At 38.6% G+C, this 14186-nt stretch carries 12 protein-coding genes and 3 tRNA genes; 6 read left to right on the forward strand and 9 right to left on the reverse strand.

Annotated elements, in window-relative coordinates; genetic code table 11:
• Positions 1-202: 202 nt before the first annotated feature.
• Entirely contained in the window at positions 203-2005 is a 1803-nt protein-coding gene (locus tag MKL62_RS18985; protein ID WP_005128238.1) for an aminopeptidase P family protein, read from the reverse strand.
• Complete coding sequence (locus MKL62_RS18990; RefSeq protein WP_270899801.1) at positions 2002-3543, reverse strand: peptide MFS transporter; 1542 nt, start codon at positions 3541-3543, stop codon at positions 2002-2004. Before MKL62_RS18990 ends, MKL62_RS18985 begins: the two co-directional genes overlap by 4 nt.
• Positions 3544-4277: 734 nt before the next feature.
• On the opposite strand from MKL62_RS18990, the gene glnA reads away from it, so the two are divergent.
• From glnA to MKL62_RS19015, 5 genes are all read left to right on the forward strand, one after another.
• Entirely contained in the window at positions 4278-5693 is a 1416-nt protein-coding gene (gene glnA / locus MKL62_RS18995; RefSeq protein WP_000061267.1) for a type I glutamate--ammonia ligase, read from the forward strand.
• Between the two features lie 125 nt (positions 5694-5818).
• Positions 5819-6328, forward strand: coding sequence for a chorismate--pyruvate lyase family protein (locus MKL62_RS19000; protein WP_001231791.1), 510 nt, complete (start codon positions 5819-5821; stop codon positions 6326-6328).
• Positions 6325-7203, forward strand: a complete 879-nt coding sequence (ubiA, locus tag MKL62_RS19005) for a 4-hydroxybenzoate octaprenyltransferase (protein ID WP_000205474.1) — start codon at positions 6325-6327, stop codon at positions 7201-7203. The genes MKL62_RS19000 and ubiA overlap by 4 nt, the downstream gene beginning before the upstream one ends.
• A gap of 110 nt (positions 7204-7313) precedes the next feature.
• A complete protein-coding gene (locus MKL62_RS19010) occupies positions 7314-8621 on the forward strand; it encodes a lipase family protein (RefSeq protein WP_000830583.1) in 1308 nt (435 codons plus the stop codon).
• 105 nt (positions 8622-8726) lie between these two features.
• Positions 8727-8927 carry a hypothetical protein gene (locus MKL62_RS19015; protein WP_000082790.1) on the forward strand — a complete coding sequence of 67 codons (201 nt, stop codon included), beginning with the start codon at positions 8727-8729 and terminating at the stop codon, positions 8925-8927.
• Positions 8928-8936: 9 nt separating this feature from the next.
• Here MKL62_RS19015 and MKL62_RS19020 read toward each other — a convergent pair whose 3' ends face one another.
• The 6 genes from MKL62_RS19020 to MKL62_RS19045 form a co-directional block, all read right to left on the reverse strand.
• On the reverse strand, positions 8937-9380 hold the full coding sequence (locus MKL62_RS19020) for a DUF2726 domain-containing protein (protein ID WP_000464149.1): 444 nt from the start codon (positions 9378-9380) through the stop codon (positions 8937-8939).
• 55 nt (positions 9381-9435) lie between these two features.
• Positions 9436-9511 (reverse strand) — tRNA-Asn (locus MKL62_RS19025).
• 181 nt (positions 9512-9692) lie between these two features.
• Positions 9693-9768: transfer RNA gene (locus MKL62_RS19030), tRNA-Asn, on the reverse strand.
• A gap of 8 nt (positions 9769-9776) precedes the next feature.
• Positions 9777-9852: transfer RNA gene (locus MKL62_RS19035), tRNA-Asn, on the reverse strand.
• A gap of 146 nt (positions 9853-9998) precedes the next feature.
• Positions 9999-10625 carry a superoxide dismutase SodB gene (locus MKL62_RS19040; protein ID WP_000208082.1) on the reverse strand — a complete coding sequence of 209 codons (627 nt, stop codon included), beginning with the start codon at positions 10623-10625 and terminating at the stop codon, positions 9999-10001.
• A gap of 145 nt (positions 10626-10770) precedes the next feature.
• The gene (locus MKL62_RS19045) at positions 10771-11529 is read right to left on the reverse strand and encodes a Nif3-like dinuclear metal center hexameric protein (protein ID WP_001284922.1); all 759 of its coding nucleotides are present in this window, start codon (positions 11527-11529) and stop codon (positions 10771-10773) included.
• A gap of 193 nt (positions 11530-11722) precedes the next feature.
• Between MKL62_RS19045 and MKL62_RS19050 the strand changes: the two genes are divergently transcribed.
• On the forward strand, positions 11723-12898 hold the full coding sequence (locus tag MKL62_RS19050) for a S1C family serine protease (RefSeq protein ID WP_001254962.1): 1176 nt from the start codon (positions 11723-11725) through the stop codon (positions 12896-12898).
• 49 nt (positions 12899-12947) lie between these two features.
• On the opposite strand, the gene MKL62_RS19055 is transcribed toward MKL62_RS19050, so the two are convergent.
• A complete protein-coding gene (locus MKL62_RS19055) occupies positions 12948-14186 on the reverse strand; it encodes a multifunctional CCA addition/repair protein (RefSeq protein WP_001198539.1) in 1239 nt (412 codons plus the stop codon).

Below are 14186 nucleotides of genomic sequence, written 5' to 3' on the forward strand. Positions count from 1 at the left end.
TTTGAAAAATAAGAAGCCGCTTTCTAATGGGCTAATATAGCAAAAAAAGAAGTAACCAGTTTAACTATTTCATTCGTTAGAAATTTGCAGAAAAAACGGCTTTAAAAAGTGAGGTTTTTTGAAATTATAGATAAGTACAAATAAGGCAGAATAAGCTTCTATTGTAAATAAAAAACTATTTTGCCTTGGTCATACAAGAAGATTAAATCTTACGTGTGTTATAAATCAACCAATCTAAAACATCGCCAGATAAATGTTCAGCCAGTCTTTCTTGAACAGTTTCATGATAACCATTTAACCAGTCTTTCTCTTCATCCGTTAGCATGTCAACGACAATACAATCTAAATGAATCGGGCAAATGGTCAGCGTTTCAAACTCTAAGAAATCGCCGTAGGTTTTCTCAAACCCTGAGTGAAGTCTGTTTGCAACCAGATTCTCAATACGAATACCGTATTGTCCCTCATGGTATAAGCCCGGCTCGTTAGAAAGAATCATACCTTCACGCAACTTACTATAGGCATGAATAGGCGCGTAATAAGAAAGCACTTGCGGCCCTTCATGTACGTTAAGCGCAAAGCCTACGCCGTGACCTGTGCCGTGGCGATAATCTAAACCATGTTGCCATAAAGTATGGCGACAAATTGAATCGAGTAGAGGAGCGGCTAAACCTTCTGGATAAATCGTTTTTGCCAAAGCAATATGACATTTTAAAACCAGAGTATAGTCACGTTTTTGTTGCTCTGTTGGTGTTCCTACAGGAACAACACGGGTAATGTCGGTAGTGCCGTCTACGTATTGTCCACCAGAGTCAATCAGTAATAGGCCATCGCCTTCAATGAATGAGTAATGTTCTTCAGTTGCACGGTAGTGAGGTAGAGCACCATTGGCATTAAAGCCGGCAATTGTTGAAAAGCTTGGGCCTATAAATCCGTTTTGCTCAGCACGGAAAGCTGTAATCTTTTCATCAATGGTGAGTTCTGAAATGCGTTGACTTTGATGAAGTGCTTTTTCTAACCAGTGGAAGAAATGGCAAAGGGCAACACCATCTTTCACCATGGCATGACGGATATGAGCTATTTCACTTTCATGCTTACGCGATTTAAAAAGTGTACTTGGGTTGATGTCGTAGACAACCTGAATATCTTTTGCGATAGCTTGCTCATGATAAATCGATACTTTGGCTGGATCTAACAGCACAGATGCATTAGAAATATTTGCTAAAAACAGAGCTGAATCTTGATAGTCACGTATCTCAATGCCATCAGCTTTGAAAGCCTGTTGGGTAGTTAAATCAACTTTGTTGCTATCAATGAATAAAACAGCCTGTTGAGTACTGATATATAAATGTGAAAGGAATACAGGGTTGTATTCTACATCTTGCCCACGTGCATTTAAGACCCATGCAATATCATCTAAAGATGAAATGAAATGTCCTTCAATCGCTTTAGTTTTTAATGTTTCGCGTATTGCCTGAATTTTTTCTTTACGAGATAGGGCATTTAACCCTTCAGGCATTAAATGAATCTGCTCTAAAGGAAGTTCTGGACGATTAGACCAGATCAAGCCAATTAAATCTTGCTGTGTTTCAAGCTTAAAGCCACGTTGCTTTGCTGTATTTTCCAACGCTTTAAATTGCTGGATTGAAAGTGTTTGCCCATTTACTGAAATAACCGAACCAGCCAGTAGATTTTTCTCAATCCATGCGAGATGTGTAGAAGATTCATCACTGGTCAGTTTTTGTAATTGAAAGCCAGTTCCAGCGAGTTGTTGTTCGGCTTGTACCCAATAGCGCCCATCGGCCCAAAGTCCTGCAAAGTTTTGGGTCACAACTAAAGTGCCAACAGAGCCACTAAAACCGCTTAACCACTGCCTTGCTTTCCAATAGTCTGGTAAATATTCAGACATATGGGGATCTGCACTCATAACAACCAAAGCATCAATACTTTGATTGGTCATGAGTTCTCGAAGTTTCGCTAGTTTTTCTGGAACAGTTAAGTCGTTCATATCGTTTCCAAATCAGGTTGAACTTTGTTGGTACTTTTGTCCATTAATTTATTCATTGGTTTCTTTAATAAAAATAACACGATTGCGCCAATAACCAAGGCTAATACACAGCGCATAAATAGGCTAGGTAAATGATTAATACCATCTGCCGAGACTTGCCCGCCAATTAAACCTGCCATGAGGTTGCCAAGAGCTGTACCTGTAAACCATAAACCCATAATTTGACTACGTATGACATCAGGTGCAAGTTTGGTCATGGTTGATAAGCCAATTGGGCTTAAGCAAAGTTCACCTATGGTAAGAAGAAATAAAGTACCGACTAACCAAAATGGTGAAACTACTCCGCCATGAATAGCAAAATGACTGGCTAGAGACATAAGTAAAAAGCCACCTGCTGCGAATAACAACGCAATAATAAATTTGCTGATATAGCTTGGATCTTTATTCGCTTTACCTAGCTTCGCCCATAGCCAAGCTGCAACGGGAGCAAAGATAATAATAAAAAGAGCATTGATTGATTCAAACCATACAGTTGGGATTTCAAATCCGAAAACAATACGGTCCGTATAATCTTGCGCAAATAAAGTAAAAGTCGTGGGTTTTTGTTCGAAAGCTGACCAAAATAGGGCAGAGGCTGCTAATAAAACGAAGCAAATAATTATTTTAAATTTTTCATGTTGCTCTAAATTCAGGAAAAGTAGTAAATATGCAAAATAAGCAATAATCCCAATGCTAATACCTACGGTTAAATAGGTTGCGACAGCGACGGGATTGATGTGAATGATACCGAGGAAGGTTAGCGCAATAACGACTGCAACTGCGAATAAAAAGCTAAATACAATTTTAGGCGCATTTTTATTTTCTACAACAGGTTTGCTACAGCTATTAGCTTCTTGGCGTAGCTCATTAAATGTTTGGAGCTGAGGCATTGCCATAAAACGGAAAATTAATAAAGCAATTAACATCCCAATGCCACCAATACCAAAGCCTAAATGCCAGCCATGGTCTTTCGCCAAAAGCCCTGTAATAAGTGGGGCAATAAATGACCCCATGTTAATTCCCATATAGAAAATGGAAAAACCTGCATCACGTCTTGCATCATTGGCTTTATATAGTGTTCCCACGATCACGGAAATACATGTTTTAAATAATCCGGTACCTAAAACAATCAGTACTGAACCTAAGTAAAAGAAAGATTGATCAAATACAGATGTAAGGGCAATTGATAAGTGACCTAAGGCAATAATAATTGAACCGTACCAGACAGCACGTGCTTGGCCTAACCAGTTATCAGCAACCCACCCCCCAAAAACGGTCATTAAATACATGGAGCCTGCAAATAATCCAACAATCGCTGCGGCAGTTGGTCGATCAAGTGCTAGACCACCGTCATTGACCATCGCAATCATATAAAGAACGAGTAAGGGTCGGATTCCATAATAAGAAAATCTTTCCCAAAGCTCTGTAAAAAATAGCGTTTGTAATGGTTTAGGATGGCCGAAAAAAGCTTTATCCGATTGTTCAAAGTCATATTTCATTATTCAAATCCTTGAATGCTTTTAAGTTTTTTATAAACATAACTTTTGGTTTGTTTATTTATAACAAAAATTTATGCATATAGTTTTTAGTTTTTTTTAATAATAAAAGCAAGTTTGGCCTGTATAAAAAAAGTGAATGAAAAAGAACATGAATAGTAAAATTTATTTTTTGTCGAGTAATGTGAGATCTACTATATGTGGTCTTATTAACTGCTTAGATAGCGACTAAATAGTGCGTTTATTTAGAGAAATTCATAAAAATGAAAAATAATTATTAGATTTTAACTAAAGCAGAAGGCATTTAACTGATGGTTTAAGTCATAAATTTAAGTTGCTGAAATAAACCAAAGGAACTCATTGGGGAAGATCGATGTCAAAGGAGTGATTATTTTCAAGTAATCCGATAAGAATCTCAGCATTATATATAAGAAAGTATTATGATCATGGACGACTGTTAGAAATTGATGCAGCGGGTTATATCAGTGCAACAATTTTGCACTAAATTAGGGCAATAATGAGCTATTTAAATATGCCATAATTTGAAAATGTGTGAATATGGTGCATTTACACAAGCAAACAGTATAATGGGTTCAAGACAAGGGGCCTAAATCATGAATACTTATAAGTAATTCAATGTTTTAGGTAAGTCTTATAAAGTTGGTATGAGAATTGCTTAATAAATACCAGCAACTAACACGCACTCAACAAGTGCAACAAAATTTCATTGGAGCAAAATGAGCATGGCGAACAAGGTCCTTCAACTCATACAAGAAAGTGGCGCAAAATGGGTCGATTTTCGCTTTACTGATACTAAGGGTAAAGAACAGCACGTAACTTACCCAGCTGATTCTATTGATGAAGATACTTTTGAAGACGGTAAAATGTTCGATGGTTCTTCAATCGCTGGTTGGAAAGGTATTGAAGCATCTGACATGATTTTACGTCCGGATGCAGAAACTGGTTTCATCGACCCGTTCTTTGCTGAGCCAACAGTAGTTGTGACTTGTGACGTTATTGAACCTTCAACTGGTCAAGGTTATGAACGTGACCCACGTTCGATTGCTCGCCGTGCAGAAGAATACTTAAAATCTACAGGTATCGGTGATACTGCATTCTTTGGTCCAGAGCCAGAATTCTTTGTATTTGACGAAGTGAAATGGGACATCGATATGTCTGGCGCTCGTCATACATTAATCGCTGAAGAAGCTGCTTGGTCTACTGGTAAAGATTACGAGTCTGGTAACTCAGGTCACCGTCCACGTGTTAAAGGTGGTTACTTCCCAGTTCCTCCAGTTGACTCTGCACAAGATATGCGTGCAGAAATGTGTGCAAAAATTGAAGACATCATGGGCCCAGGTCGTGTAGAAGTACACCACCACGAAGTTGCTTCTTGCCAATTAGAAATTGGTGTGAGCTTCAATACGCTTGTACGTAAAGCTGACGAAGTTCAACAGTTCAAATATGCTGTTTGGAACGTTGCACATCAATATGCAAAAACAGCTACGTTTATGCCTAAACCAATGGTAGGTGATAATGGTTCTGGTATGCACGTTCACATGTCTATCTCTAAAGATGGCAAGAACTTGTTTGCTGGTGATGAATATGCAGGCCTTTCAGAAATGGCGTTGTACTTCATCGGTGGTATCATCAAGCACGCTCGTGCATTGAATGCAATCACAAATCCATCTACAAACTCATACAAGCGTTTGGTTCCTCACTTCGAAGCACCAATTATGCTTGCTTACTCAGCGCGTAACCGTTCTGCGTCTATCCGTATTCCTTACGTTTCTAACCCTAAAGGCAAGCGTATCGAAGCTCGTTTCCCAGACCCAATGATGAACCCGTACTTAGGTTTCGCTGCGTTGTTAATGGCTGGTATCGACGGTATCCAAAACAAGATCCATCCGGGCGAAGCTGCTGACAAGAACTTGTATGATCTTCCTCCAGAAGAAGAAGCAAAAATCCCAACAGTTGCTCATAGCCTAGATATGGCTCTTGAAGCACTTCAAGCAGATCACGAATTCTTGTTAAAAGGCGGCGTGTTCACTAAAGAAATGCTTGATGCATACATCGAACTTAAAACTGAAGATGTACGTCGTCTTAATACGACTACTCACCCAGTTGAATTCGATATGTACTACAGCCTGTAATACATACTTCATAAAAAAGCCTGCTTATGCAGGCTTTTTTATTGCTTGGAATGTTGATTGAATTCTCTACGTTTTTTATCAAAAAATTGGGGTAAACTAGGTGCGAGTTTTCATGTGAGCAGATTATGCGTAAACGACAACCAGTACTTAAGCAGGAAAAGACTTTAAATCCTGAATTGAAAACATGGTTGTATGCGTCTGGTTCTCTGACACAACAACTCACTGAGCTGGGTGGTGGGAAGTTCAGCGTAAAGCCTTTCAAAGAACATTTCCAGCGTTTAACTTTTGCCGACAGTCAATGGATGAACATGCCCCATACCCACACTTCTTGGGTAAGGGAAACCTATTTATACGGCAGTGATGTAGAGCCGTGGGTGAAAGCAAAAAGTATTTTTCCCATTCAAAGTTTACAAAAAAAAGCCCGTATATTTCAGCATATTGGTTCTAAGCCAATAGGTCTTTTTTTATTTCAAAGAACAACACCACTTTGTGATCGCCGGGTTATTCGTTTACCAGAAGGCTGGACGCGACAAAGTTGCTATACTTGGCATGGATGTAAATTTATTGTTCAAGAAACATTCTTACCGGCTTTTGAAGCTTTTTTATATCAGCAGCACGACAAGGAATTACTATGACGACTGCAACAGGTACAACATGGCGTCAGCGTTTAGAAGCTTATTATTATCTATGCCGATTTGATAAGCCAATTGGTACTGAACTGGTGTTTTGGCCAACCATGTGGGCACTTTGGGTTGCATCAAAAGGAATACCGAATTTAGGTATTTTATTCGTCATGATTTTAGGCGTCATTTTTATGCGCGCTGCTGGATGTGCCATTAATGACTTTGCTGATCGTAAAGTAGATGGTCATGTAGAGCGTACAAAAACACGTCCTTTAGCAACAGGGGTTATTCGAGCAAGAGAAGCAGTATATGTATTCTTGGGTCTTGTTTTAGCAAGTGCATGTTTGTTGTTCTTTTTACCCATAGAAACTTTCTACTGGTCATTTGGAGCATTATTTTTAGCTTTCATTTATCCATTTATGAAACGCTATACCAACTTACCGCAAGTTTTTTTAGGAGCAGCATTTTCATGGTCAATTCCAATGGCCTTTACTGCGGTAGGTAAAACTCCGGATCTGACTTGCTGGCTGCTGTATTTTGGTAATTTGGCTTGGACAGTGGCTTATGACACTCAATATGCAATTACAGATCGCGAATATGATTTAAAAATTGGTGTGAAATCTACAGCTATTCTTTTTGGTCGATATGACATCCAGATTATTGCGCTTTTACAAGCAATAAGTCTTGTTTTGATTGGTACTGCGCTATATTTAGAAAATATCTTATTTCCTTGGGCCATTATTGCTTTAGTTGTAGTGGCATTCGATTTTGTATATCAAACAATTAAAACCAAAGACCGCAACCCTCAGGTATGTTTTTGGGCATTCCGTCACAATCGTTGGGTTGGATTAATCATTTTTCTAGGAATATTTTTAAATTTCATATAGTAAAAATGACCGTGAGGTTGAAAAGTGTTCTATGCAGAGCACTTTTTTTATGTCTTAATATTTGTGCATGAAAAATATGCGGAATAAATAACACATAAAAAGGATATTCTATGAAACGGTCAAAAATTGCTTTAGCTATAACATTATCAATTTCAGCATTATTTCTTACAGCATGTAATGACGATGATGATGATTACATTGGAGTAAATCCTGATAAAACGTACATCTCTGAAAAAAACTATTCTCAAGATACTTTAAGTGGTGCTGCCTCTATCAAAGTGATGACCTATAACATGGAGAATGTACAAGGAAAAACAGCTCAAGCAACGGCACTGGTCATGTTTCCTAAAGTTACTCAACCTAAGGATGGTTATCGAGTAGTAGTGTGGGAACATGGAACTGTAGGTGTAGGGGACAGTTGTGCACCAAGTAATAATACAATTAATCCACGGTTTAAGATCTTAGCCGATACATTGTTGGCGGCTGGTTATGTCGTGATTGCCCCAGATTATGAAGGATTGGGCACCCGGGGAATGCATCCATATTTGAATCTATCAAGTGAGGCTAAATCAGCATTAGCTGCTGTTAAGGCAGCGAAAGATCATTATGGTAATCAGTTAAATGGTGCATGGATGTCGATTGGGCAGTCTCAAGGTGGACATGCTTCATTAGGCACAGCGGAATTTGCTAATAATGATGCTAATTACAAAGGGGCGGTTGCAGGAGCGCCAGCTTCAAGCCTCGGATATATTATTTCTACAGTTGCACCACAAGCGATTCAAGATATTCTTAAAAAAGAGCAGGCTGGTACTGTACCTGTTGGTACGGCTGTAGAAGTATATGCTGAGCTTCTTGCATATGCCGCATATACTACCGTAGGTATTACTGCGTATGAGCCTAAATTTAATTATCGTGAAATTTTCCAACAACGTTCTCAAAGTATAGCTGAGTTCGCAGAGGGGACTACAGGTGAAAATGGTGTATGTTTAACCGATTTGCATAATAAATTTGCGGATGATATTCGAGATTTCCTGGCTACTAATGCCGGTAAAACAGTTTTAGATTATCCCGGTTTAGCTGGTAATTTCCAAGAAAACCCGACTGTGAAAAAGTTCTTGGCAGATAATCAGCCAGCTACTAAAAAAATCAATTCACCAGTCATGATTGTACAGGGTACTGCGGATATGGCTGTACCATATCCTGTTACTAATACCTTACAAGAGGGACTTAAAAAAATGGGAACTGATGTGACATTTGTACCTGTTTTAGGGGCTGCTCATACTCAAGCGATTGTATGTAGAAATGCTGAAATTTATCAATTTGTTCAATCTAAGATGCCAGCTAAAACAAATATAGTGCTTGATCCATCAGTAATAGATGCTAGTAAGAATGTTGAATGTACTGGAATAGCACAATAATTTTTATATTTAAAATATTCAAATTAAAAGGGTCTTAAAGAAGGCCCTTTTTTTGTTATATTGTTACGCATTCTGAAATCGATATTATTTGAGTTTGAAGAACTTATGAGCCAGCAATCTGTTGAAAAAAAATCTGTTCCTTGGTTATTAATGGGATTAGGTTTACTTATTCCTTTTCTGATTATTGGAATACTTTTTTTGGCTGCAAAAAGTGATGCTCAGAATAAGAAACAATATGAACAGCAGCGTTTAGAAATGGAAAAAAGAATAGCTGAGAAAGAAGCTGCCAATTCTGACAAGAAATAACAGTAGTTTTTAATAAATATCTTTTTGTAGCTGGCGTACACTCGGGATGTTTGTATAGCGTCTTACGATATAACCTGCCTCTATGAGCATTTGATCACGAAGACGATCTTCTTCTACTTTCTCAAGGTGAGTAGGGTCATCTAGCTCAATAATGGCTATTACTTCCATGTTTTCATCAAGCAAAACAAAATCAGTGACTTTACGGTTGAACTGACTACGAACCTTATAATCATTACTGGTTATTAATGCGCTAAAAGCCACTTGTGCTAGAACATGATAACTTGGGAAACTCTGTTTTAAACGTATAAACATTTGAGTTTCAAAATTAGTAATAACAGGACGGGCAAAGAACTTTTGTTTTGGAAATAAATAAGGACGTAAACAAACAAGAAGAAAAATACAGGTGCTTAAGCAACCTAAAATAATAAAAAATAAGTGACTCGATTCAAACATGTGAAGACATCATACAAATAAAAACCCACTCATAAGGAGTGGGTTTTTAGAATCTTGGCTCTCCCACCTGGGCTCGAACCAGGGACCTGCGGATTAACAGTCCGTCGCTCTACCGACTGAGCTATGGGAGAATCTGGAAAGGGATTTTAGGCAGGAAAGGGGGCGAGGTCAAGGGTTAATAATGGAATTAGTGAGAATATCTAACTGATTGGTTTAAAAATATTCGAAACATTGATTTTATTCAAAATAATAGAAAAATATTAAATGATTAGAAAAGAAAAAGCCCACAATGAATGTGGGCTTTTAGAATCTTGGCTCTCCCACCTGGGCTCGAACCAGGGACCTGCGGATTAACAGTCCGTCGCTCTACCGACTGAGCTATGGGAGATTAGTAGATGGCTCTCCAACCTGGGCTCGAACCAGGGACCTGCGGATTAACAGTCCGTCGCTCTACCGACTGAGCTATTGGAGAATCTGATGCGCATTTTATGGATGAAATCTAAAAGCGTCAATAAGAATATTAAAGAAAATGAATCGTTTGCTTGATTAATATGCTTTTGTTGTACTAAAAATAAAAAAACCACCCAAAACAGGGTGGTTTTTTATAAAGAAATAAAATTATTTCTCTACACCAGCTGGTTGGCCTGCAAGTTTTGCATTTGCATAGTCCCAGTTCACAAGGTTTTCTAAGAAAGTTGCGATGTATTTAGGACGTAAGTTACGGAAATCGATGTAGTAAGCATGTTCCCATACGTCAATTGTTAATACAGCAATTTGACCATGTGCAAGTGGAGTGTCTGCATTAGAAGTTTTAGTAATAGAAAGTTTACCGTTTACTTCATCAGCAACTAACCAAGCCCAACCTGAACCGAATTGAGTTGTTGCAGCAGCAGTAAATTCTTCTGCAAATTTTTCGTAGCTACCAAAAGCTTCGTCAATTTTAGCAGCGATTGCGCCAGTAGGCTTACCACCACCGTTTGGCTTCATGCTGTTCCAGTAGAAAGTGTGGTTCCAAACTTGAGCAGCATTGTTGAAAATACCAGCTTTAGATGCATCACCAGCAGTTGCTTTAATGATTTCTTCTAAAGTTTTACCTTCAAGGTCAGTACCTTTGATTAAGTTGTTTAAGTTAACAACATAGGTATTGTGATGTTTGTCGTGATGGTATTCTAAAGTTTCTTTACTGATATGTGGCGCTAAATCATCATAGCCATATGGAAGTGCAGGTAAAGTAATGGTTGTCATGTTCCTATTCCTTGCATTTGCTGGGTTATACAATTAAGTGGCTCTATTGTAAATGATTCTGGATGCAATAGGGCAGCCTTTTAAAGAACTATACACAATAAAGATCTAATTAATACGCATAACACAGATTGAAAAAAAGACTTAATTAAATCGGATTATTCAATTCAAAATATTCACTTTCAATAGCAAACTGTTTTGAAATTGCTTGTGCTAAACGTTGAACCCCATAACGTTCGGTTGCATGGTGACCACAGGCAAAATAATGAACGCCTAATTCTTTTGCTTCATAAAAAGTTCGTTCACTGACTTCGCCTGAAATATAAGCATCGCAATTTTGTAAAGCAGCTTTAGCAATAAAATCTTGAGCACCGCCTGTACAGAAGCCCACTTTTTGAATACTTTGTTTTTCAGCCGGTAAATGGATCACTTTAAAATCAAAACTGTTTTGTAGTTTTGCTTTAAATTCCTCTACAGAAAGCGCTTGCTCTAAATAACCAATATTACCAATTGGATGTTTCTCGGTTAGATCAAGTGGCTCTAAATTCTTCAAGTTTAGTTTTTCTGCAATAGCGATATTATTGCCCAAACTCGGATGTGCATCTAAAGGCAGATGGTAAGCGACTAATGAGATATTATTTTGAATAAGTTTTTTTATACGGTTACCTCGCATACCAGTAATTGGATATGGTTCGCCTTTCCAAAAATAACCGTGGTGTACGAGTAATAGATCGGCATTCTGAGCAATTGCTGCATCAATCGCATCTTCAGAAGCAGTCACTGCACAAAGAATACGTTTTACTTCAGTTGAACCTTCAATTTGCAGGCCATTTGGTGCGTAATCTTTAAATTCTGCTGCTTTTAAGGTTTGGTCGCACCACTGAATAATTTCATGCAAATTTGCCATGATATTTCCTGAATTGAGTAGTAAAAGTTGCTAAAGCTATAGAAACATATTTTGTTGTGTAACTAAAGCTAGACAAATCTTTTTTGACTTTTTTATGTATATCGACATATTTAATTTAAAATGCTTAACTGAAAACTCTTTTTGTTCAATATATTAATTTAATTAAAAACTTCTTTGCGTAGAGGATATGAACGTGCGCCGCACCTTTACATGGTTACCTTGGGTGTTACTTATTATTGTAATTGCCAGTTTTATTGCATGGCAAAAATACCATCAGCCGAAACCAACTGTTGCAGTTGATGGGGTGCAAATGCCAGCTGAGAAAGTTGAGCCACTGGTTGATACTTCTCGAACGGGCGGGGTGGTGTCTTATAGTGCTGCGGTAAAAGTTGCAGCACCAGCAGTAGTTAATATTTTTACGACCCAGAAAGTTAAACAAAATCATCCTTTATTAAGTGATCCGGTATTCCGTGAATTTTTTGGAAATCAGGTTCCTGAGCAACAACAGCAAAATGAAAATAGTTTAGGTTCAGGGGTTATTGTTCGCGCCGATGGTTACATTCTCACCAATAATCATGTGATTGCTCAAGCTGACCAGATTGTGGTGGCATTACATGATGGACGTCGAGCAGAAGCTACAATTGTTGGTACCGACCCTGATACGGATTTGGCGGTTATTAAAATCGATTTAGATAAATTGCCAGTATTGCCTTTTAAGCTCAGTGGTAATGAAGTTGGTGATGTTGTTTTAGCGATTGGTAACCCATTTGGCGTAGGACAAACAGTCACTCAAGGGATTATTTCAGCAACGGGTCGCTCTGATTTAGGTATTAATACCTATGAAGACTTTATTCAAACTGATGCTGCAATTAACCCAGGAAACTCAGGTGGCGCATTAATCGATGTGGCTGGTAACTTGATTGGTGTGAATACGGCGATTTTCTCACAATCGGGTGGCTCTTTAGGAATTGGCTTCGCGATTCCGGCAAAGGTTTGTCAGCAAGTATTAAACTCGATTTTAAAAGATGGTCGTGTTGTTCGTGGTTGGTTGGGTATTAGTTTACTTCCACCTACACAAGACGATGTATTGGCACCTAAGCAGCAAGTAGGTGTAGTGGTTGCTGATGTCTTAAAAAATGGTCCGGCAGATGCTGCAGGAATTAAAGTTGGCGATAAAATTGTTCAGGTGAATAATGAGCCGATCACTTCAGCTTCTCATTTAATTAATTATGTCGCTTTGCAAGCACCAAATAGCGAAATTAATGTTCTGGTTGAAAGAGAAGGTAAACAACAAAACTATGTGGTGACGGTAGGTGAGCGAAAAGCACAGAATACACAATCTCAGTATATTCCGCTTCCAAGACGTTAAAACCTAAATAAAAAAAGCCTCATTTTGAGGCTTTTTTTATTGTTGTTTATTAGGAGTGACTAAGACTTTGATGCTGATTTTTAAATTCAGCTAAAGCTTCAATTCGATATTGAATAAGCATTTCACCAATTTCAGCACCCTTAATGTTCTCCGGTAAATCTTGAACTTTAATGGAACGAACAATTTGCATGGCTTCACGCATGTATTGAGCTTGAGGATATGGACGATCTTCTAATCCTAATCTGCCTTTTGCATCACACTCACAGGCTTGTACAAAAGCTTCTACTCTTTCTGGACGACGTAAAACATCTAAGCGTTGCAATAGACGCCATAAAGTACCAGGTTTCAACGACATAATCTGATGACATTTTAAATGTTCTTTACAAACAGATAAAGCTAATTGTTTGGTTTGTGTCGGAACTCTTAAACGTTCACATAATTGGGTAACTGGCTTAATCCCGCGTTCTTCATGCATGATATGACGAGGAAGTTCCTCGGCTGGAGTGAGGGCCTTACCAAGATCATGTACTAAAACAGCGAAGCGTACATCAAGTGAATAGTTCGACTTACAAGCTTGCTGTAATGACATTAAAGTATGAATGCCGCAATCCACTTCAGGATGATATTCAGGACGTTGAGGCACACCGAATAAAGCATCAATCTCAGGGAAAAGATGCTTTAAAGCCCCACAGTCACGCAAAGTTTGGAAATAGATATCGGCATGATTTTCCATTAAAGCGCGTGAAGTTTCTTTCCAGACGCGCTCTGGTGTTAGTGCATCAAGTTCACCTGAATCCGCCATGGTTTGCATAAGTTGCAATGTCTCTGGCGCAATTTGAAAACCATATGGGAAATATCGGGCGGCAAAACGCGCGACTCGCAATACCCGTAAAGGGTCTTCAGCAAAAGCTTCTGAAACGTGGCGTAGAATTTTATTTTCTAAGTCGTTTTGGCCACCATATGGATCATATATTTTACCGTCTTGATCCATTGCAATCGCATTAATGGTTAAGTCTCGACGAATTAAGTCATCTTCTAAACTTACGGTTGTATCAGTAAAGAATTGAAACCCGTGATATCCCTGCCCAGACTTTCGTTCGGTTCGTGCAAGTGCGTATTCTTCTTTGGTTTCGGGATGAAGAAACACAGGGAAATCTTTGCCTACAGGTTGAAAACCTTGGGCGAGCATGTGTTCCGGCGTTGCACCGACCACAACATAGTCTTTTTCTTGATAGGGATGCCCAAGTAAATAATCTCGAACAGCACCGCCTACTAAATACACTTGCAT

Source organism: Acinetobacter sp. AOR01_HL, assembly GCF_027855455.1.
GTDB classification, from domain to species: Bacteria; Pseudomonadota; Gammaproteobacteria; order Pseudomonadales; family Moraxellaceae; genus Acinetobacter; species Acinetobacter baumannii.